Genomic DNA, 21406 nt, shown 5'->3' with positions numbered 1-21406 from the left:
CCCTGCCAGAAAAACCTGATTATCACCCCGGTGGCGCGCGGCACAGACCCATCCCCGCCTCCGGGCGTGATGTTCGCGATGCTATGACCGATTACGATGATCTGCTGGTGCTCGTGCAGCGCGCGGGGGCCGTGGGTCTCTACACGGTGGAACTGGAGCTCCAGGGCGGCCGGCGGGTCGGCGCCGACGGACCGGTGGCCCTGCCCGATACGCTGCAACCCGCCGACAATTCGCCTCCGGGGCTGGCCGCCTTTGGTCTCGACCTCTTCAATCGGCTCTTCGCGGGCCGGCTGGCGCTGGAGTTTCAGAAAGCCTGGTCGGCCGTCATGGCCCGCGGCCGCTCGCTGCGGCTGCGGCTGGCGCTCGACCCTGATTCGCCCGAGGTGCACGCCATCCCCTGGGAGTTGTTGTACTTCGATGATAGCGGCGGCACGGTCGCCCCTCGCCCCATCGCCGTTGATCCCCGCATCGCCTTTTCGCGCTACATCAAAAGCCCGGCCTTTGACGAGGGGCGCCCGATCGCCGAGCGCCCTATCCGCATGCTGATGGTCGTCTCCGCCCCGGTGGACCTGGAGCGCTGGAACCTGGCCCCGATTGACCGGGAGACCGAGGAGCGCGACTTCAACACCCGCTTTAGCGCCGCGACGGCCAGCGGGCAGTTTCGCTGCGAGACGCTGCCGCGAGCTACCGAGGAGGATCTCCGTGACGCCCTCATTCGGGGCGCGCTACCGTCCACGCTGCGCAGCGGCGGCGAGCACACCGGCCTGGAGCCGCCGCCGGTCCGGGGCTATGATGTGCTGCTCTACTACGGCCACGCCCTGCACCACCCCCAGGACGGCACGCGGCTCGTGCTCGAACGAGTCGGCGATCGCCGCGTCCAGTTGTTCCCCGGCGAGGCCCTCATTGCCCTCCTGCGCCAGCTTCCGCGCTCCCGCCGGCCCGCGATGGTCGTGCTGGTGGCCTGCAACAGCGCGGTCAGCGGCCAGATCAACAGTCTGGCCGCGCGGCTGATTATTGAGAGCGGCATCACAGCCGTGCTGGCCATGCAGCGCCTGGTTGAGATCGCCCTGGCGCGCAGCTTCACCTTCCATCTCAGCGAGCACCTGCTGCGGAACGGGGTGATTGACGAGGCGGTCAACGTGGCCCGCCAGCGCGTCTTTCGGCCCGACCAGGTAGGCTGGACCACGCCGGTGCTCTACATGCGCAACCCTGAGGGGCGCCTGTTCAGCCCCAACGCGCAACTCGAGTATGCCGCGCAGGTGCTTCGTGATGAGAGCTTCACCCGCTGGAGCGGGGCCGAGTTCATCGAAGGCGGCGTAATCAGCTTCGCCCCCGGCCAGGACTGGACGCTGGCGCGCCGGCGTCCCGAGGATGCGCCAACCATCCTCAGCGCCCTCGACGCGCTTGATCAGACCCTGAGGCTGGGTCTGCGCGACCGGCGTCGCCAGCGCGGAGCGGAACAAGCCGAAACCAACCTCGTCGCGGTGATCGGCCCCCCTTACTCGGGCCAGACCACGCTGCTCCGCCGGCTCGCCTTCGAACTGGCCGAGGCCGTCATTGGCGATCCGAACCGGCCTCTGGGCATCTACATCACTCTGAATGGCTATGATCAGACCCGCGGGCTGGGCCGGCTGGAGCGGTACATCATCGAGCAGGCCCGCAACGTGACCCCCTATCTGGGCGACGCGCTGGCCAGTCTGCTCGGTTCGGCCCCGGCGTCTACGCCCCAGGCGCGGTACATTTTCTTGCTCGACAATCTCGACGCCCTCTCTGATCGAGCCCGCGCCGATCTGGCGCGCGAACTGGCGGCGCTGGCGCGGCGCCGGCCCGACCAGGGCTTCGTGCTGACCTCGAACATTGACCTGTACCCCGGAGCGTGGCTGCCCGCGGCGCGAGTGCTGATCCTCCAACTGCTGACCGAGCGCCAGGTAATGCGCTACTGTCGCCAGCGGGATCAGAAGAGCGCCGCGCGCGTGTTCCAGCGTATGCGCGACAACCGGCTGCTCGGTCTGGCAAACGAGCCGAGCCTGCTGGCGCTGATCTACGAGCGGCTGACCGCCCACCCGGAGGTTCGCGTCACGCGGAACCAGATCGTGCAGGAGTACCTGGATCAGGCCCTGGAAAGCCTGTCATTAACCTTTCGCATCGGCGATGCGGCACGCGAGAGCCTGGCCGAACTGGCCTGGTACGCGCGGTGGAACCACCGCGAGCGTCTCTCGCTGGCGGAGGTGTTCCGCATCTTTCAGCAGGTGCGCCGCGAGCGCGATTACGGTCTGGAGGAGTTGTACGCGCTGCTGCGCGAGGTGCGCCTGCTCAGCGGCGTGGAACAGCACTCCACCCGTTTCGCCAATCCCATGCTGGAGGCGTATCTGGCGGCGCAGGCTCTGAGAAGCCACCGCGACCTGGAGGAGCGCATCGCCGATATCGTCACGCTATGCAGCAGTCCCGAAGGGTTAGCGTGGTGGGAGGATGTGATGTACGCCCTGGCGGGGCTGCTTGCCGATCCGACGCCGCTCTTCGAACGGCTTACCGAGGCCATTCGCGCCGGGAGCGGCACCCATGCCCTGCTCGCGGCGCGCTGTCTCGAGGCGATCACCCGCGAACAGGAGGCGCGGCTGGCGCCCGGGCTGCGCGCCGAGGTGCTCGACGCCTGCCTCATCCGCCTGCGCAATGAACGGGAGCCGGCCGTTGAGCGGCGCGAGCAGCTTGTCGCCGCCCTGGGGCGGCTGAGCGATCCGCAACTGATCCCGGAAATGCGCCGCATCCTGACCGAAAAAGTGCGCCAGACCGCCAGCGGCCCGCGCTACGAGTACACCAATGTGCGCATCGCAGCCGCCCGCGCCCTGCGCAACCTCGCGCCCCTGTGGCTGGCCGGAGCACCGCAGCAGGGTCCCATCGTTGCGGCCGGCTACCGCAACGAGGTCTCGCTGAAGGGGCCGGCAGGCTCGCAGGCGCCGCCGAAATCGCTCCAGGAGCTCCGTGATGAGGGCATGCTGCGGAACATTCTGGATCTGTGGGGACGCGAGACAGGCGGGCGTGAGAAGCTGCGGGCGATCATCCTGGAGTCGCCCTCGCCGCCCGAACGGGCGCTGGCGATCTTCGCCCTGGCCGATCTCGGCGACGACAACGAGAACAAACTCCTCGACGCGCGCTTTCTGTTGCGGGTGATCCTCGGCCCGTCCGATGACGCGAACACCTCGATCAGCGATGACTGGGCCGATACCATGTGGGCCGCCGCCGACGCGCTGACCCTCTTCGAGCCGGACCGGGTGGCCCCCCTGCTGGCAGTGCTGGTGCGTGGCAATGCCGACATTCCCGACCGGGCCGCCCAGCAACTGGCGTATCTGGCGGGCCGAGTGCGGGCCGCCGATCCCGATGTGATTGACTGGCTCCTGAGGATCCTCATCACCAGCCCGAACCAGTCGGTGAAGGCCAGAGCCATGCAATCCCTGGCGTGGATCGGTGCGGGCGCGCCCGACCGAGTGCTGGAACTGCCCGATGGCCGCGATGGGCCTACGGTCAAGCAGATCATCCAGGACATCGCTGCCTGGCGGCCAGTGCCGGAGTTGTGTATCGGCGCATTCGCCGTGGCGCTGCGGCCTGATGACGGGCCAACCGGTCCGCTGTATCTGCGCCGCAAGGCGGTGGAGGCCCTGGCCTGGATCGGCGACGCGGCGACCCTCGCCGACCTGGAGGCTCTTGCTCCCTCCTGGCCGCTGGAACTGCGCGAGCAGTGGCACCTGGCCGCGGCGACGATCGCCAGGCGCCTGAAAGGCACGCGCGGGTTGAGGTGAGGCTGGTGTCCTCACCCTCCCCCTGGCCCCCTCCCTCTCCGCCTGCGGTGGAGAGGGAGGGGGCGCCGAGCGCAGCGAGGCGGGGGTGGGTGAGGAACAACGCTCAAATGGCAGAAATCCGCCGCGAACGAAAGAACGGACAACACCATGGCCCAATTCCGCGACCAGCTCGACGAGCTTGCCGCCGTGCTGCGCGCCTTCGCGCTCCAGGCCGCCCGGGTGGACGCCGTGGTTGCGCATGTGGCCGAGGCGCTGCTGGCCGGGCGCACCCTGTTCACCTGTGGCAACGGCGGAAGCGCCGCCGATGCCCTGCACCTGGCCGAGGAACTGGTGGGCCGCTACCGCGCCGATCGGCGTCCGCTGCCCGCGGTGTGCCTCAACGCCGACGCCAGCGCGCTGACCTGCATCGCTAATGATTATGGCTACGAGGCGGTGTTCGCCCGCCAGCTCACCGCCCTGGCCCGTCCCGGCGACGTGCTGGTGGTCTTCAGCACCTCCGGGAACTCGCCCAACATCCTCCACGCCCTCCGCGCCGCGCGAGAACGGGGCGTCATCGGCGTGGCCCTCCTCGGCAAAGACGGCGGCGCCGCCGCCCTGCTGGCCGATCACTCCATCATCGTGCCCTCCGCCAACGGCGCGCGCATCCAGGAGGTCCACGGCCTCATCCTCCATGCCATCTGCGAGGCGGTCGAGGTCCGACTCCTGGCCGCCTCTTGAGTGTATCGCCCCGGCGTAGAATGGGATGCATGCGACAGTACGCGCGTAACCCGGCGGGTTGCGCTACCGGCTTTTCTTTTCCTGCGGGCCGAGGGTGTGGGGAAACCCGGTTTCCCCATCAGCACAGCAGGGGCGCGGGGAAACCCGGTTTCCCCGCCAGCACCGCAACGGCCGGGGGGCGGGGAAACCCGGTTTCCCCGCCAGCACCGCAACGGGCGGGGGATGGGGAAACCCGGTTTCCCCATCTTCCACTACAGATGCAAGGAGAGATCATGGATCGCATTCTCGTCACAGAAAAAATCGCCGCCGAGGGTCTGGAGGTCATGCGGCAGGCCGCCGAGGTTGACGTGCGCCTGGATCTCGATAAAGCCGCGCTCCTGGAGATTGTCGGCGGCTATGATGCGCTGGTGGTGCGTTCGGCAACGAAGGTGACCGCCGAGGTGATTGATGCCGGCACGCGCCTGCGCGTTATCGGGCGCGCCGGCACCGGGGTAGATAACATTGATGTTGACGCCGCCACGCGCCGGGGCATCGTCGTGGTCAATGCGCCGGCCTCCAACAATGTGGCCGTGGCCGAGTTGACGATCGGCTTGCTGATCGCCCTGGCCCGTTCCATCCCTCAGGCGCACGCTTCCCTGCAGAGCGGCAAGTGGGAACGCAACAAGTTCGTCGGCTGGGAGGTGCGCGGCAAGACCCTGGGCCTGGTGGGCCTGGGGCGCATCGGCTCGGAGGTGGCGGTACGAGCCCGGGCCATGGCTATGCACGTGCTGGCCTACGACCCGGTGGTGTCGCTCGACCGCGCGGCCCATCTCGGCGTTGAACTGGTGACCATGGAAGAACTGCTCCAGCGCAGCGATGTGGTTTCGCTGCACGTGCCCCTGGTGGAGAGCACCAGGAACCTGATTGACGCCACCCGCATCGCCCAGATGAAACGCGGGGCCTATCTGATCAACGCCAGCCGCGGCGGGGTGGTGGACGAGCAGGCCCTCCTCGCCGCCATTGACACCGGTCACCTGGCCGGCGCAGCTCTGGACGTCTTCAGCCAGGAGCCGCCTCCCGCCGACGCGCCGATCATCCACCATCCGAAGATCATTACCGTACCCCACATCGGCGCCAGCACTGCCGAAGCGCAGACCTCCGCCGGCACGGAGATGGCCGAGGGGGTAGTGACGGCCCTCAGCGGCGCCACGCCCCGGTATGCCGTCAACGCCCCCTTCGTCGCCCCCGAAGCCTGGAGCGTGCTGCAACCCTATCTGTCACTGGCCCGGCAGATGGGCCGGCTGATCAACCAGTTGATCCACAGCCCGGTGCGCAGCTATGATCTGGAGTTTCGCGGCGAACTGGCCGACGTAGATACCCAGCCGGTACGCCTGGCCGTGCTCCAGGGCCTGCTGGAGGCGGTCAGCATCGAACGGGTGACCCCGGTCAATGCCCCGCTGATCGCCCGCGAACGGGGCATGCGCGTCACCGAGCGCACCGACCCCGACGCCGCGAGCTATGCCGGGCTGCTGGTCGTTCGGGTCGAGGCCACCGATGGCGAGCACGTCTTCTGGGGCACGGTGCTGCGCGGCGAACCCCACATTGTCCGCGCCGACGGCTACTTCGTGGACTTCATCCCGCAGGGGTCGCTGCTCTTCACCTACCACCGCGACCGCCCGGGCATGATCGGGCGCGTTGGCACCATCCTCGGCGCCGCCGACGTCAACATCTCGGGCATGTATGTCGGTCGCCTGGCCCCCCGCGAGCACGCCATGATGGTGCTGACCCTCGACGAGCCGGCCTCCGACGAGGTGCTGGCCCAGATTCGCGCCCTTGAGGGCATCGAACAGGCGTATAGCGTGAATCTGTAGAGCGCTGAATAGTTGATCCGCTGGTCACCGAACGATGTGGCTCGCTGCGCTCGCGTTACCATCGTTGGGTGGCGATCGTTGCGAGCAACGCTATAATCCGGGAGGGTCCGGGAGGGCTTTGCCCTCCCAGGAACCCTCCGGGTTGCGGGGGGAACCGGATTTTCCCAGGCTCCTGCCTGCGGCGAGGAACCGGTGCGCCACGCCCAATCCAAAATCCGAAATCCCAAATCCGCAATCGCTACGGTCGCAGGCGCACTGTCACCGACTTCCCCGGTTCGACGATGATATTATCCACCAGCACCGCCCGCCGTTCCTCGTCATAGACCCGGTAGCGCCCCGGCGCCAGGTGGTACCGGTAGTCGAACTGGAAGTAGAATTTGATCCTGCCCGGCGGCGGTCCGGTGAATATGCTCGTTTCCCACTCGCCCTTGACCGCCTTTTCGACGCGCAGGTCCTCGACGACATTGGCCGGCAACCCATCATTGATGAAGGTAACCCCGCCCCAGCCTATAACCGCCACCGTTTCACGGCCTTCTTCGATGATGGCCGTATAGTCGGTGAAAAAGTGAGTGGAGACCTGATCGTCCCGACCGTCAACCCGTGAGACGGTGAAACGGTACTCGCCGGGGGGCAGGGCGATGAGTTGTTCCCCTTCGAACGTTGCTTCGATCTGCCTGTCGGTTTCGGGGTTCCTGGCGCCGAACATACTGTTGCCCTGCGCGTCCCGGAAACCCGACAGGTGGACGTGCTCCGGCTTGCCGTCCGGGCCGACGCCGATGAAACGCAGGGTGCTGCGCTTAAGCGAGGCGGCGATCAGTTCCTGGAGCGTCTGGGCCAGGGCGTCGCCGTTCTGCGCGTCAATGTAGCGCCCTCCGGTGTTCTCGGTAATGCAGCGGAGCGTCTCGGCCACCCCTGGCTCCAGCCCGAAGCCCACCACGTCAATCCGCACCTCGGCCTCCGAGGCGGCCAGCGCCGCCGCCACCGCGCACGGATCGCCATCGCAGGTCTCCTCGCCGTCCGACACCATAATGATCACGTTGCGCACGTTTTCGCCCGCCCGCAGGTCCTCGCCGGCCCGCTGCAACGCCAGACTGATCGGGGTCCAGCCGGCCGGTTCCCAGGCGGAGAGCTGCTGCCGCAGCAACTCTTTGTTGACCCCCTGGACCGGCACCAGCAGGGCGGTGCTCTGACAGGAGCGCGCCCGCTGGGCCTCGCTGCTGTCGCCTTCATGGCCGAAGACGCGGAAGCCGACGTTCAGATTGGGGTTGTCGGGCAGCGAGTCAATGACCCGTTCCATCGCCCGCCGGGCGGCCTGGATCTTGGTTTCGTTGCCGATGCGCTGGGCCATCGAGCCACTGGAGTCGAATACCAGTTCGATGTTGACGGTCGTGCCAGCGCCGGACTGCTCCTGGGGACGGAACACGATGGGAACGTCCTCGGCGGGCGCCGCCGTCGCCGCCGCGCTCGCGCCGGACGGCGACGGCGTATCGGCGGCGGGCGCGAAGGGCGGGCGGGTCGGCTCGACCGGCGCCGGGGTAGCGGTGGCGGGCAGCGGAGTGGCCGTGGCGGGTGGCGCTTCAGTGGGTGGGGCCTGGGCGGCCAGGGTGGCGCGCACCTCGGCTTCCAACGTGGCTCGCAGACTGGCCTGATCATTCGCGGCAGGCGCGCCGCCACAGGCGGCAATGATCGCGGTAATCAGCAGTACAACGGGGATACTCCAATACCGGTTGAACACGCGGCTCCTCCTCTCACTGGTCTGTGAACGACGTTTCCTGGCCTTTCCGCTACTCTCCCGGCCTTCCCTCTCAGGTGTAGGGTTGTTCAAGCGAGAAGGGGGGTTTTTGGCATTCCCGTGCGCTTACACCCCTACCCCCTTTCCTGCAAGCGGGAGAGGGGGGCGTTGGGCGTCCCAATGCCCCAGATGGCGCATGCGATGCGAAGATGGGCTGGAAAGCCCTACACCTGAGAACCCGGCCTCCCCCGTTGGGGAGGAGCCGGGCTCCCTCCCCCAGCGGGGGAGGGTTGGGGAGGGGGCGGGGTTAGCGAAAAACTTCGTTCACAGACCACTCACCTCTACCGGTGTTATTTCGCATGATAACATCTTTCATTGCCGTAAGGCGACAGGCCCCTGCCCGTCGGGAGCGTCCGGGAGGGCGAGGCCCGGAAGAAAACTTGCACTGTTCAGATTTACCGCAGAGGGCGCAGAGGATAGGCCATATGCAACCCTCCGCGCCCTCTGCGGTGAACATATATCCCGTAAACATCCCCGAACACTTTTCGGAACGTGAAGCCGTTTGGTATAATGCCCTCAGATCAGAAACGGACTCAGTAAAGGAACATCCCATGGCCTTTGACACCGCCCACGCCCTCCTGATCGGCATTGGCAGCTACGCCCATGCGCCGCGGCTCAATGTGCCGATCACCGCCGCCGACGCCATCGCCGTCGCCGGCGTGCTGCGCGACCCGCACTTCTGCGGCTACCCGCCGGAGCAGGTCACCCTGCTCAGCGGCGCCGCCGCCACCCGCGAGGGCGTCCTGGCGGCCCTCGACGCCCTGGCGGCGCGCGTCGGCGAAGGCGATACCGTGCTGATCTACTACGCCGGCCACGGCGAGTACGGCGACGACGGCTACTACCTGACCACCCACGACACCCGCCTGGAGGGGCGCAAGGTCGCAGCAGGCACGGGCCTGCGCGAGGCCGAGTTGATCGCGAAGCTACGGGCCATCAAGGCAAAGCGCCTGCTGCTGATCGTCAACGCCTGCCACGCGGGCGAAATCTCGCCCGTGCTGGCCCCCGGCGAGGCCCCGCCCACCGGCGCCCCCCTGCCGCCGCCGGTCGCCGCCGCGCTGCTCGGCACCGGCGAGGGCCGCGTGATCATCAGCGCCTGCCGCGAGAACCAGTACTCCTTCATCGGCCCCGGGCCGCTCACCCTCTTTACCCAGGCTCTGCTCGATGGCCTCCAGGGCAAGGGGACGCCCAGCAACCACGGCTACATCAGCGTCTTCGACCTCTATACCCATCTCTACTTCGCCCTCGACGAGGCCGTGCCGCGCCTGATCCCCGCGGCCGTACGCCAGATGTACGGCGAGAAGCAGGAACCTGAACTGACCATCCTCAAGGGCGTCGGGCCGTTCGCCGTGGCGCTCTACCGCGGCGCGACCGCCCTGGGCCCCTTCGACGCCTCCGGCGCACTGCCTGAGGAAACCGCGGTGCGCGCGGTCAACCCGGCCTACAGCCAGGCCATGCTGCGCCAGCACCAGCAGAGCATCGGCGGCAGCGTCCAGACCGGCGCGGCCATTGGCGATGTGCACGGCCACGTCACCGTGAACCAGCAAACCCAGCACGGCGGGGTGCACTTCGGCGGCGGCGGCCGGTATGGCAATATCAGCATCGGTGACGTGGCCGGGCGCGACATCATCAAGACCGACATCACCCAGGGGGACCGGATCAGCACCGGCGACATCAAGGGCAGCGGCATCGCCATCGGGCGCGGGGCGCAGAGCACGGTGCACAACGTGGATACCGGCGGCGGTGATTACGCCGAGGGCAACATTGATAAGCGCAGTGGGACGTTTGTGCATAAATCTCCCGCCCCTGCCGCCCCCCTCCCCAGCCCTCCCCCCAGCGGGGGGAGGGCGCCGGACTCCTCCCCCCAGCGGGGGGAGGTTGGGAGGGGGGCGATACCAGAAGACGCAATTCCCAGACTACTGAACATCAAATCCACCCTGAGCAACGTGTCGCAGAGTATTGGTGCATCGCCCCGCGGCGACGCCGCGACGAAGGCGCAGCTTCAGCAGCTTATCGAGCAGCTCAGCGCGGAACTGCAGAAAGCCCCGGCGGAGCGCGCCAGCGAGGCCGAGGCGGTCGCCGAGACGGCGAAGGCCGCGGTTGAGCAGGCGACGAAGGCGCAACCGAACAAGACGCTGGTGCAGATCAGCGCCGATGGCCTGAAACAGGCGGCGCAGAACCTCGCCGCCGCGCTGCCGGCGGTGCTGCCCATCGCCACGCAGATCGCCGACGCGGTGCGGAAGATGAGCGAGGGGTAGCGGAGGGGGTTCTCAGGTGTAGGGTTTTCCGGCGCATCCCTGCGTCGCATTCGCCATCCGGGGCATTGGGATGCCCACTCCCCCCTCTCCCGCTCGCGGGAGAGGGGGGCAGGGGGGTGAGGATCGCAAGCGCATTGGAATGCCGAAAACCCCTGCTCCCTCGAAAAACCCTACACCTGAGAGAGCGGAGGGGGAGGGTAGGGAAACCTGGTTTCCCCATACCCCTGCCCAATGGAAGGGTCCAGGAGGGCGCGGCCCTCCGCGCCTCAGTTGAAGGGTGACGCGGAAGGCGGCGCAGGGAACCGAACACGGAGAACCATGATTGATCAGCCAATTCCACCAGCGCTTCAGCAGGATATCGCCCGAGCGGTTGCTATTTTGAAGGCAGGCGGTTGCTCGGCGGTGTTTCTCTTCGGCTCAGGCGCAGCGGGCACGCTCACTGATCGCTCCGATATTGACCTCGCCGTCCAGGGGTGTCCAAAGGACCGCTTTTTCCACCTGCTGGGACGCCTCCTCTTTGAGCTCGAGCGTCCGGTCGACCTGGTGGATCTCGACGATTCGGATCCCTTTGTCCAGTTTCTTCAGAACGAAGGTGGCCTGCGACGTGTCGGCTAATCCTGTACAGGCGAGAGTGCGCTTTGAGTTGAACCAGTTGGATCAACTCCTCGCGGCCTACGAGCCCCTGCTTCAGCGTGTCAGGCATCAGCCTCCTGATCTGGTTGAGCTTACCGCGCTTGCTTCGATCCTCCACTCGTTCTACAACGGCCTGGAAAATATCTTCACAACCATTGCGCGATATCTCGATCAGCACTGCCAACCGGCGATCGTTGGCATCAGGAGTTGCTCCAAGCAATGACGCGGGTGACCGCTGCCCGAGTCGCCCTTCTGGCTCGCGTCAATCTCCCGGTCACGGCGCCACCTGGCATGACCGCCATCATTGGCATTCCTGGTCACCAGTCATCACCGTCCTGTTGACCATATGCCGGGGCTTCAGGAGTAAGGATTGCAAGGCATGACCAACGACCCCGCCGCCCAGATTGCCATCCTGCGCCGGCAGCGCGACGCCGCCGCTGACCCGGCGCTGCGGGCCGCGCTCGACAGCGCCATCGCCGCCCTCGAAGCGCAGTTCGGCAGCGCTGCTCCCCCTCCCGCCGGTGACACGCTCAGCGTTGGCGATGTTACGAATAGCCAGGCCATCGCCATCGGCGCCGGCGCCCGCGCCACGGTCTACATTGACGGGCGGCACGGCAAGACGAATGACGAGTTGCTCGCCGCCTATTACCAGCGTCTGGCCGCCCGCTGCCGCGGCATGCCCCTCCAGGGCGTCTACGAGCAGCGCAGCGTCGCCGATAGCCTGGCGATTGACCTCGACCGGGTCTACACCGAACTGGCAACGACGGCGGTCAGCAGGCGTGAGCGCTTCAGCCGCGCTGAGCTTGCCAGCTTCGACGCGGAAGCCTTTCTGCGGGCCCATACTGGCGACCACCTGCTCCCGCGCGCCCTGCGGACCATGGTTGAGCCGCGTTTTCCTGATGACCCGACCGTTGATGCTGAGGGTGCGGCTGACGCGAGTTTCGGCGACGGCAAGAAACGTAGTTTCGTCTACCGTGAGGGTCCGAGTCCGATCACTGGCGACGCTCACGAACGTATCGCGCGCTACGCCAAGGAGGCCGATGAGCTGACTTTCCTGGGTCCGACCATGGTCACCGAGGCCATCGCTGCCAGCCCGCGCCTGGTGCTGCTCGGCGAGCCGGGCAGCGGCAAGAGCACCGCCCTGCGCTATTTGGCCTACACCCTGGCGAGGGCCGGGCTTGACCCGCGGATCGACCTGGCGGCACACCTGGAGGGCTGGACATCCGGGCGCCTGCTGCCGATCTTCGCCCCGCTGCTGCCGCTGGCAAAGCGCCTTGCCGAGGCCCCCGAGCGCCACGGTGAGGCCGGCGACCTGTGGGACTACCTGGTTGACCATCTGCAGCCCAGGGGCGCCAACGCCGGCCTTGCCGCCGCCGTCCACGACGAGGTCGAGGCGGGCCGCGCAGTTCTGCTCCTCGACGGGCTGGACGAGGTCGCCGGCGACGACTCGCGGCGCAAGGTCACGCACGCGGTATGGTCCTTTGCTGAACAGTACCCGACCTGCCGGATCGTCGTCGCCTGCCGGGTGCGGGCCTACGAAGGCGAGCGCAACGCCGCCTGGCAGTTGCCCGGCTGGCCCACGGCCACCCTGGCCGACTGGACCCTCGGCCAGATGCTGGCCTTTGTCAACGCCTGGTACCACACGGTTGCCGAATTGCACGGCCGTACCGAAGCGTGGCGCGATGAGCGCATCGCCGCCCTGCGCCGCGCGATCACTATCCGCGAGGACCTGCAACGCTTCGGGCGCCAGCCGCTGATGATGACGGTGATGGCCCTGGTGCACCTGAACGACGGACGGCTGCCCGAGGAGCGGGCCAGCCTCTACGGGCGCTGCATCGATATTCTGCTTGGCCAGTGGGAGATCGCCGGCAAAGAGGCCAGCGCGTACGGGACGCTGATGGACTACATTGGCCTGCCCGACGCCGACGTTCAGAGCCTGCGCCCGCTCCTGGGCCGGGCGGCCTACGAGGCTCACCGCGCCGCTGCGCCCGGCGAGGTCGGCCGCCTCAGCCGCGCGATTCTGCGCACGATGGTAGATGATGAGTTGAAGCGGCGCAAGCACCCCAACCCCTCTGCAGGCACAGACAAGTTCCTGGAATACACCGATCAGCGCGCCGGGCTGATCCAGGCCAGCGAGGCCGGCGACGCCTACGCCTTCCCCCACCAGACGTTCCAGGAGTATCTGGCCGGCATCGAGTTGCTCGGCGGGGCCGACCCGCTGGCCCGCGTGCTCGACCTGCGCAACGACGATCGCTGGCGGCGCCCGATCCTGCTCGGCGTCGAGCAACTGGCCCTCAGTTCGCTCGACGTGCCCTACCGCCTGCTCAGCCGGCTGGTCGAAGCGCCCGGCCGCGCGGCGACCCGGCGCGCCTTCGACCTGCTCCTGGCGCAGGAGATCGCCAACGATCTCGGCTGGGGCTGGCTGGAGCAGCGCGACGCCCTCTTCAGCGGGCTGAAGCGGCGCCTGGCCCAGGCGATGGCTGAGACCCTGCGCGAGACCAGCGTGCCTGCCCGCGACCTGGTGCGCATCGGCGCGATCCTGGCCGAACTGGGCGACCCGCGCCCCGGTGTCTGCGACCTGCCGCCGGCGATGGTCGAATTGCCGGGCGGCAGCTTCGTGATCGGCAGCACCGCCGCGGAGGCCGAGGCCGCCGGGCGGGCCTTGGAGCAGTACTACCTGCAGAAGGGCGACAAGGAGACCGCGAAGCGGGCGCGGAAATGGCCGGAAGACGAGATCAACACCCGTCCGTTGACCCTGGCGCCCTTCGCCATCGGGCGCTACCCGGTTACCAATGCACAGTATCGTCGATTCATCGAGGCGGGTGGCTACGACCCGGAGGCACCCTGGTGGGACGAAGCGGCCCGCGCCTGGCTGGCCCGCGACGACGCGGCGATCGAGGGGATGGAGGACTGGCAGCGCCGGACGCGCAAGGATCAGCCCGAGTACTGGGACGACGAGACGTTTGGTAGTGCCCGTCCCAACTATCCGGTGGTCGGGATCAGTTGGTACGAGGCGAGCGCCTTCTGCCGCTGGCTCACCCAACACCTGAACGACGGCCACACCTACCTGTTGCCGAGCGAGGCCGAGTGGGAGTACGCGGCGCGTGGCCTCACGCGGCGCACCTATCCGTGGGGAAACGCTGAACTTGACCCGGAGCGGGCGAGCTACGATCAGACATACGGCTTCACCACCCTGGCCGTGGGCTGCTTCCCCCGCGGGTCAACGCCGGAGGGCGTGCTGGACCTGGCGGGCAACGTCTGGGAGTGGACGCGCTCGGAGTACCGTGACTATCCGTATGATCCCCACGACGGGCGCGAGGATGGCGCCGCTCCGGCGCAAAAAAGCTTTACACTCCGCGGCGGTTCGTGGGCCGCTCAACCGATCGTCCTGCGCGCGGCCTGCCGCCTCCAAACTGCGCCCGACGACCACAACGTCAGCGTGGGTTTTCGGCTTGCCCGGCACCCTCCTCGTGTAAAGAATTAAGGCAGAGACGCCCCGGTGGGGCGTCTCTGCCTGTGTTCTGTGTTGCGGCGTAAGCAGGGCCGTGTCGCTGCCGCAGGCTCGGATAGCGGGGGCGTGGGGAAGGGGGATGCAAGGGGGAAGGCGTTCCCCCTTGCCCGCGCCGCAGGCGCGGATCGCGAGTTTTTTATGAAGACCTACAAACACCTGTTCGAGCGCGTCTGCTCGTTTGACAATCTCTGGGTTGCTTTTCACCGGGCGCGCCTGGGCAAGCGCAGCAAGGCCGAGGTGGCCGCCTTCGAGTACCATCTGGAGCGCAATCTCTTCACCCTGGAACGCGAACTGCGCGCGGGCGAATACCGGCCCGGCGGTTACCGCCATTTCTACATCTTCGAGCCGAAGAAGCGCAAGATTAGCGCCGCTCCCTTCCGCGACCGCGTGGTGCACCACGCCCTCTGCAATGTGATCGAGCCGATCTTCGACCGGCGTTTCATCCACAATTCCTACGCCTGCCGCATTGGCAAAGGCACCCACGCTGCCCTGGATCGCGACCAGGACTACGCGCGGCGCTATCGCTACGTCCTGCAGGGCGACATCGTCCAGTTTTTCCCGAGCGTGGATCACCAGGTGCTCCGTGGTCTCCTCGCGCGCCGCATCGCCGACCCGCAGGTGATGGCGCTCATTGACCTGATCCTCGCCAGTGGCGCCGGCGTGCTCGAAAGCGAGTACACGCCGCAGTGGTTCCCCGGCGATGATCTCCTGACGCCCTTCGAGCGCGCCCGTGGCCTGCCGATCGGCAACCTCACCTCGCAGTTCTGGGGCAACGTCTATTTGCACGAGCTCGACAACTTTGTCAATCAGGACCTGCGCACCGGCGCCTACCTGCGCTACGCCGACGACTGGCTGCTCTTCAGCGACGATAAGGCCCGGCTGCACACCTGGCGCGAGGCCATCAGCAACTTTCTTGTTGGCCTACGCCTCGTGCTCCACGACCGCAAGACGCAGATCTACCCGACGGCCACTGGCGTGCCGTTCCTCGGGTTCCGGCTCTACCCGGAGCATCGTCGGCTCAAGCGCCCCAATGTGATCCGCTTCAAGCGGCGCATGCGCCGGCTGTTCCACCGCTTCGCCGATGGCCAGATCCCGCTGGAGCGCGTGCAGGCCAGCATCAACGGCTGGGTGGCCCACGCGGCCCACGGCAGCACCTACCGGCTGCGCGAGCAGTTGCTCGGCGGGCTGGTCGTGCCCCGGCGAGGTAGACCATGAGTTTTGAACCCGCGCCGGTCTTCGTGAAGACCTCCGACCTGCTCGCCTGGCTGATCCCGGTGACGATGCAGTTTCCCAGGAGCCAGCGCTTCGTGATGGCCCTGCGGGTGCAGAACGCGGCCCTGGATCTGTATGAGCAGTTGATCGCCGCTGGCAAGACCCAGCGGGCCGAGCGCCAGCGACACCTGCTCGAGGCCGATATTCGCCTGGAGCAACTACGCCTGCACTGGCGCCTGTGTCGCGCGTTCGAGCTAGTCGAGCCGGGGCGCTATGAGCACGGCGCCCGGCTGATCGACGAGGTGGGCCGGCTGCTGGGAGGGTGGCTCGAAGCGGCGGGGTGAGCGCGCGGTCGTCCTCCGCGCGCGAATGGTATAATCTGCGCAGTGGATCGGCGCGACGCCGCGGCGGTTCGTGGAACGATCAACCGATCAACCTGCGCGCGGCCTACCGCAACCACAATACGCCCGACAACTACAACGACAACGTGGGTTTTCGGCTTGCCACGCACCCGGCTTGCCCGGCCAGATGCCGCGCCGTAACCGCTCCGGCGGTGCGGGGCGGTTACGCCTGCACGAGGAGGGTGCCAGCGCCGGTCCCGGTCGCGCCTTCGGGCGCGGCCAAAGAGTCCCGCGCCGCGCCCGGGCCAGTAGGGACGACCGTGGCGGTCGTCTCGAACATCAGGGCGCGGCGCGCCCCTCGGCGGAACGAGTTCCTGGTCTGTAACCAACGTTTGTCACTCTACTCTGCCCCCTCCCAACGCTCCTCCGCCTGGGGAGGGCGCCCGGCTCCTCCCCCCCAACGGGGGGAGGTTGGGTGGGGGGCGGAAAGGCAAGGAAACTTCGTTCACAGACGAATTAGTCGTTTCCTTCCAACGCGGGCTTCCCTTGCGGAAAACGCCCCTCTCGACCGACAAACCCTGCGCCTGAGCGCGCAGCCGCTCCCCGGTTGCGCGCCGCCGGTCTTCGCGCTACCATCCCTACGCGGAGCGGGCCGTTTCGACACGGGGGCGCAGGTGGAACACGGGGAAATGGTGGCGCTGATCCGGGGCGGGGCGCCGGAGCCGGGCGGGGTGTGGGCCGACCTGGGCGCCGGGACGGGCAACTTTACCTGGGCGCTGGCCGAGGTGCTGGGACCCGCGGCGACGATCCACGCCCTTGACCGCGACGCGCGAGCGATTGCCGCCCAGCGGGCGCGCCTGCATACCGACCCGCCGGCGGCCACTATCCTGCCGCAGCAGGCCGATGTGCTGCACCCCCTTGACCTGCCGCCCCTCGACGGCATCATCTGCGCGAACCTGCTGCACTTCGTGCGCGACCAGGCCGGGCTGCTTCGCCGGCTGCGCGCGCACCTCCGGCCCGGTGGCCGGCTGCTGGTGGTGGAGTACGAGCAGTCATTGCCGATCCCCTGGGCGCCGCATCCGCTGCCCTTTGCTCGTTTCATGGCCCTGGCGCAGGAGACGGGCTTCGAGGCGCCGGCCCGCGTCGGCGCGCGGCGCTCACCCTCGTCGGGGCGGGTGATGTACGCCGCGGTGGTGCGAATGCCGTGGAGATCCGGCGGTGTACAATGAGGAGGGCGGGGAAACCAGGTTTCCCCACCCTCCTGCTGGCCCAGCCCGCACGGGCGCCCTGCAAGCTGCGCAGCGAAACCTTGCCTTTTACCAACTTCTGTTGATACAGCGTGCACGCGGATTATCGGCAGGTCTTATTGGATATACACAATCCAAAATCCAAAATCCAAAGAGGTCAACGATGATCATCCGCTCACTGCTCGTGCTGGCGCTGCTGCTGCCGTCCCTTGCGACCTCCAACCTCGCCTTCGCCTCCCCCGCCTTTCGCCGGGTGTGGGAGCGCACTGACTATCCGGTGCAGCAGGGTCGGGGCGACCATGCCTGGATCTGGGGGCCGAGTCCGTTTACCGAGGGGATCAACGAGGCGTTCCAGGGCGACGCCCAGATGTCGCGCCTGGTGCAGTACTTCGACAAGGGGCGCATGGAGATCAACGACCCCTCCGCCAATCCGCGCAACCCCTGGTTCGTCACCGGCGGCCTTTTGACCCGCGACATGATAGATGGCCGGGTGCCGATCGGCCTCGCTGAGTATGTCGCCCTGCCGCCGGCCGGCATCCCTGTGGCCGGCGACCCCGATGCCGCCTTTCCCACCTACGCCGACCTGCGGCCCTACACCCGCGCCCAACCCCGCTTCGGTCTCGGCGATGCCGTGGCCGAACGCCTCACCCCGCAGGGCCGAACGCCGGCCCCCGAGTTTGCCGATCTCCCCGCCACGCGCATCGTGCAGGTCTCGAATGGCTATGGCATTCCGCGCGCCTTCTGGGAATTCCTGACCCGGAGCGGCGTCGCCTACCGCGATGGGCGCTTTGTGCGGCAAACGCCGCTCTTCGACTGGCTCTATATCGCCGGCTACCCCATCGCCGACGCCTTCTGGGTGCGCGTGCCGGTCGCCGGTACGCCGCGCGACGTGATGGTGCAGCCCTTCGAGCGCCGGGTGCTGACCTACAACCCCGCCAATCCGCCGCGCTTCCAGGTGGAGATGGGCAATGTGGGCCGGCACTATTACCGCTGGGTCTACGAGTTGCCCTTCGCCGACGGGCGGCAGGCTCTCATCACCGCGCCCGCCCGTGACAGTGTGGTCGGGAGTCCCCTGGCGGTGCAGGGCTTCGAGCGCGGCTTCGCCTTCGAGGCGGCCATCGGCGTGCGCCTGCGCACCGCCGCCGGCCAGGTGCTGGCCAGCGCCTATACGATGGTGCAGCGGCCCGACATCGGTATTCCCGGGCCGTTCTCCGCCACCCTGGTCTTCAGCGAACCCGAAACGGCCACCCCGGGCACGGTTGAGGTGGTGGTCGAATCCGCGGCTGACGGCTCTGAGCGGATCATTGCCAGCCAGCCGGTGCTCATCGGCGGGCTGAGCGGCGATCTGGCCCGCGCCGTGGCCCTGGCCCGCGAGGATCTGGCCGCGCGCACGGAGATCTGGCCCGAACGCATTGGCGTCCGTTCTACCGAGGACGTGACGTGGCCCGATGGTTCCCTAGGTTGCCCGGCGCCGGGCCAGCTCTATCCCCAGGTGCTCACCCCCGGCTTCCGCATCATCCTCGAAGCCGCCGGACAGCCCTACGACTACCGCGCCGACCGCCGGGGCAGGTTGATCCTCTGCCGCGATCTACGCCCCCAGGGGCCGATTGGCGCGCCGTTGAGCCTGCCGGCCCGCGGCGCGGTGAGCACCCTGCCGCTGCACGTCGAGGCGCGCCTGGAGCGGCCAGGCGAACCGGTCACGCTGCGGCTGGCATTTGAAAGCGGCCAGAGCCTGAGCCGGACGGTCACACCCCTGGCGGCGCCCGATGGCGCGGGTCTGGTCCTCGATAGTCTCTGGCCGCCCGCCGAGCCGGCGCGGATCAACACCCAGCGCGCCATCGTGCAGATCCGCGACCGGCAGGACCGGCTCCTCGCCGCCAGGCTGGTGACGATCCTCGGCCCGGACGATCCGCTGGTCCGCCCGGTGGAACTCTACTGGCTGGCGGGCGAGCAACTGCGCGTCGAGCAGCGGCGCATTCCGCGAACGTTGCAGATCGGCGCCGCCACGCTGGAGCAACTGCTGTGGGGGCCGCCGCCGGGCCTGGGGCTGAGCACGGCCATCCCCACCCCCGCCGAGGTGCTGAGCTACCCCGGTCGCCAGCCCGACTGGGGCGCGCGGGTGCGCCTGCGCAGCCTGGTGATCCGCGATGGCGTGGCCACCGCCGACTTCTCGGCGGAGCTGCGGGCCTACGGCGGCGGCGCGGCGCGGGTGACGGCCATCCGCCAGCAGATCGAACGCACGTTGCGCCAGTTCTCGACTGTGCGCGACGTGCGCATTGCCATCGAGGGGCAGACTGAAGGGGTATTAGAGCCATAGGGCGCAACCTTCCAGGTTGCGCCACATTGACCATCTGGCAGGGGGAACCAGCATGGAGCCACGCTACGAACGGATCTCGCGGAGCCTGGTGGCGCGCCACCCGAACCCGATCGGGGTGGTCGAGTTTTACGGCGGCCAGTTCTTCGGCCAGCTTCCGGCAACGAGTTACGACTACTTTCTAGGCACGCTCTTTCGCGCCGGGTACACCATCATCGCCGTGCCGTTCACCTTCGGCTTCAACCACGCCGAGATCGCCGAAATCCTGCTCATCGAGCGCGATGTGGTGCGGGCGCAACTGCCGGAACTGGCCGGCGTGCCGCATTTCTGGGTCGGCCACAGCCTGGGCTGCAAGTTCATCGCCCTGCTCGAAGCCGGCACCGATCCGATCAGCGGCATGTTCGCGCCTCCCGGAATCATCACTGCCAGCGTCCGGCGCGGCATTCTCGATGAACCTTCGCTGCTCATGGCCCCCGACATCGGCGATACCGACTCGGCGCTGCCATTGCCCATTCTGCCGGCCATCCTCGATTGGCTGGGCCTGGGCGTGCGCCCCACCCGCGCCGAAATGCAACGGCTGATCGTTGAAAGCAACCTGTTCAACCTGACGGCGCTGATCTCTTTCGAGCGCGACCGCGTGGCCGGCAACGCCTCCGAGCCGCCAGAAACGAGCGATGTGGCCTGGTTCCTCGAAACCCTTGGCGCGCGTCCCGAAGGGCGGTTGCTCCACGAAGAACTGCCGGGCGGCCATCTGGTCCCCTTTGGCATTCGCTTCGGCGACGTGGTGTTCGAGTTAGACCCGCGGCCGGGATGCCCTCCGGCGGAGCCGCCAGCAGAGCTGGAAGCCGCCGCGCTGCGGCTGCTGCGCGAACTCGACCAGCGCCGCGCCGTAGCCGTACAGCAGCGCATGGGGGCCAGGGCGGTATAGGCTTCGCGGCTTTTAGCGCACCGCAGAGGTTGCAGAGAAGAGCGTCAACCGCGTCCTCCGCGGTTATAGAGGTGAACATTTCAGGAGCGCCAGGTTCTCGGACGTGTCAAGGCGGGGTGGGAGGCGGAAAGAGAGCCAGCCACCACAGCCGCCAGTTCTCGATAGGCGGCGGCGCGGCTTCGGAAGCGGGCGTTTCGGCGCTCTCGGAAGGCAAGGCCGAGGCGGGAGCTTCGCGGGCAAAGATTACGACGTCGCCCTCACGGGCGTAGCCGAGCTGTTCGCGGGCGATGCGCTCGGCGTACACGTCGGACTCGGTGAACGCCACTGCGCCCTCGAGGACCGCATTCTCCGCTTTGATGCGCGCGACCTCGGCCTCCAGTTCGGCGCGGCGGCTCTCCAGGCGGGCGCCCTGCAACGCCTGGCCCACGAAATTGACGGCCAGCAAGGCGATAAGGAGAAGCATGATCCCGCCGAGGGCCAGGGAGAGCACCGACACCTCTTGTAAGCGAAACAACCCGGTCAAATAAGGGAGAGGAGGCGGCCCCTTGCGGGCAGCCGGGCGACGCCGCGGCGGCGGACCGAAGATGCGACGGGTCGCGTGCTGCAGACGTCGTTTCATAGGCATGCCAGGGAGCCAGGAACACAGGTGTCGGTCTGTAGACAAAGTTTCCCGCCGGCTCCCGCCCCCTTCCCAACCCTCCCCCGCCGGGGTAGAGCATCCCGCGCCTTCCCCCAACAGGGGGCGGCTGAGAGGGAGGCGAAAATGCCAGGAAACCTACGTTACGGGCCGATCAGCCGCCGGGCGAGAACGA

General features: G+C 67.8%; 13 protein-coding genes. 11 read left to right on the top strand and 2 right to left on the bottom strand.

Annotated features, from left to right (window positions below; genetic code table 11):
* Nucleotides 1-83 precede the first annotated feature (83 nt).
* The 3 genes from NZU74_03890 (at nt 84) to serA (ending at nt 6361) form a co-directional block, all read left to right on the top strand.
* Entirely contained in the window at nt 84-3794 is a 3711-nt protein-coding gene (locus NZU74_03890) for a CHAT domain-containing protein (GenBank protein MCS6880452.1), read from the top strand.
* A 147-nt stretch (nt 3795-3941) separates the two neighbouring features.
* On the top strand, nt 3942-4511 hold the full coding sequence (locus tag NZU74_03885) for an SIS domain-containing protein (GenBank protein ID MCS6880451.1): 570 nt from the start codon (nt 3942-3944) through the stop codon (nt 4509-4511).
* Between the two features lie 272 nt (nt 4512-4783).
* Nucleotides 4784-6361 (top strand): phosphoglycerate dehydrogenase, encoded by a 1578-nt coding sequence (gene serA / locus NZU74_03880; GenBank protein MCS6880450.1) that lies wholly within the window; start codon nt 4784-4786, stop codon nt 6359-6361.
* 238 nt (nt 6362-6599) lie between these two features.
* Here the strand turns inward: serA and NZU74_03875 are convergent, their stop codons facing one another.
* Nucleotides 6600-8096 (bottom strand): VWA domain-containing protein, encoded by a 1497-nt coding sequence (locus NZU74_03875; protein ID MCS6880449.1) that lies wholly within the window; start codon nt 8094-8096, stop codon nt 6600-6602.
* A 608-nt stretch (nt 8097-8704) separates the two neighbouring features.
* On the opposite strand from NZU74_03875, the gene NZU74_03870 reads away from it, so the two are divergent.
* The 8 genes from NZU74_03870 (at nt 8705) to NZU74_03835 (ending at nt 20594) form a co-directional block, all read left to right on the top strand.
* Nucleotides 8705-10408, top strand: coding sequence for a caspase family protein (locus NZU74_03870; GenBank protein MCS6880448.1), 1704 nt, complete (start codon nt 8705-8707; stop codon nt 10406-10408).
* A gap of 318 nt (nt 10409-10726) precedes the next feature.
* Nucleotides 10727-11023, top strand: a complete 297-nt coding sequence (locus tag NZU74_03865; protein ID MCS6880447.1) for a nucleotidyltransferase domain-containing protein — start codon at nt 10727-10729, stop codon at nt 11021-11023.
* A gap of 397 nt (nt 11024-11420) precedes the next feature.
* Nucleotides 11421-14525 (top strand): SUMF1/EgtB/PvdO family nonheme iron enzyme, encoded by a 3105-nt coding sequence (locus tag NZU74_03860; protein MCS6880446.1) that lies wholly within the window; start codon nt 11421-11423, stop codon nt 14523-14525.
* A gap of 165 nt (nt 14526-14690) precedes the next feature.
* Nucleotides 14691-15767 (top strand): reverse transcriptase/maturase family protein, encoded by a 1077-nt coding sequence (locus tag NZU74_03855; protein ID MCS6880445.1) that lies wholly within the window; start codon nt 14691-14693, stop codon nt 15765-15767.
* Nucleotides 15764-16108: a diversity-generating retroelement protein Avd gene (avd, locus tag NZU74_03850; protein ID MCS6880444.1), complete on the top strand. Its 345-nt coding sequence runs from the start codon at nt 15764-15766 to the stop codon at nt 16106-16108. The genes NZU74_03855 and avd overlap by 4 nt, the downstream gene beginning before the upstream one ends.
* Nucleotides 16109-16794: 686 nt before the next feature.
* On the top strand, nt 16795-17334 hold the full coding sequence (locus NZU74_03845; protein ID MCS6880443.1) for a class I SAM-dependent methyltransferase: 540 nt from the start codon (nt 16795-16797) through the stop codon (nt 17332-17334).
* A gap of 181 nt (nt 17335-17515) precedes the next feature.
* Nucleotides 17516-19669, top strand: coding sequence for a GerMN domain-containing protein (locus tag NZU74_03840; protein MCS6880442.1), 2154 nt, complete (start codon nt 17516-17518; stop codon nt 19667-19669).
* Nucleotides 19670-19721: 52 nt separating this feature from the next.
* Complete coding sequence (locus NZU74_03835; GenBank protein ID MCS6880441.1) at nt 19722-20594, top strand: DUF1350 family protein; 873 nt, start codon at nt 19722-19724, stop codon at nt 20592-20594.
* 106 nt (nt 20595-20700) lie between these two features.
* On the opposite strand, the gene NZU74_03830 is transcribed toward NZU74_03835, so the two are convergent.
* Nucleotides 20701-21213 carry a septum formation initiator family protein gene (locus tag NZU74_03830; protein MCS6880440.1) on the bottom strand — a complete coding sequence of 171 codons (513 nt, stop codon included), beginning with the start codon at nt 21211-21213 and terminating at the stop codon, nt 20701-20703.
* Nucleotides 21214-21406 lie beyond the last annotated feature (193 nt).

It is taken from the genome of Chloroflexaceae bacterium, assembly GCA_025057155.1.
Taxonomy (GTDB): domain Bacteria; phylum Chloroflexota; class Chloroflexia; order Chloroflexales; family Chloroflexaceae; genus JACAEO01.
This window is presented reverse-complemented; position numbering and strand designations above follow the sequence as displayed.

Excerpts from the sequence above, each read along its gene's own strand:
- NZU74_03840 (MCS6880442.1), top strand. The coding sequence starts at position 17,516 with ATGATCATCCGCTCACTGCTCGTGCTGGCGCTGCTGCTGCCGTCCCTT.
- avd (MCS6880444.1), top strand. The coding sequence starts at position 15,764 with ATGAGTTTTGAACCCGCGCCGGTCTTCGTGAAGACCTCCGACCTGCTC.
- NZU74_03835 (MCS6880441.1), top strand. The coding sequence starts at position 19,722 with ATGGAGCCACGCTACGAACGGATCTCGCGGAGCCTGGTGGCGCGCCAC.
- serA (MCS6880450.1), top strand. The coding sequence starts at position 4,784 with ATGGATCGCATTCTCGTCACAGAAAAAATCGCCGCCGAGGGTCTGGAG.
- NZU74_03830 (MCS6880440.1), bottom strand. The coding sequence starts at position 21,213 with ATGAAACGACGTCTGCAGCACGCGACCCGTCGCATCTTCGGTCCGCCG.
- NZU74_03885 (MCS6880451.1), top strand. The coding sequence starts at position 3,942 with ATGGCCCAATTCCGCGACCAGCTCGACGAGCTTGCCGCCGTGCTGCGC.
- NZU74_03870 (MCS6880448.1), top strand. The coding sequence starts at position 8,705 with ATGGCCTTTGACACCGCCCACGCCCTCCTGATCGGCATTGGCAGCTAC.
- NZU74_03860 (MCS6880446.1), top strand. The coding sequence starts at position 11,421 with ATGACCAACGACCCCGCCGCCCAGATTGCCATCCTGCGCCGGCAGCGC.
- NZU74_03890 (MCS6880452.1), top strand. The coding sequence starts at position 84 with ATGACCGATTACGATGATCTGCTGGTGCTCGTGCAGCGCGCGGGGGCC.
- NZU74_03855 (MCS6880445.1), top strand. The coding sequence starts at position 14,691 with ATGAAGACCTACAAACACCTGTTCGAGCGCGTCTGCTCGTTTGACAAT.
- NZU74_03845 (MCS6880443.1), top strand. The coding sequence starts at position 16,795 with ATGGTGGCGCTGATCCGGGGCGGGGCGCCGGAGCCGGGCGGGGTGTGG.
- NZU74_03865 (MCS6880447.1), top strand. The coding sequence starts at position 10,727 with ATGATTGATCAGCCAATTCCACCAGCGCTTCAGCAGGATATCGCCCGA.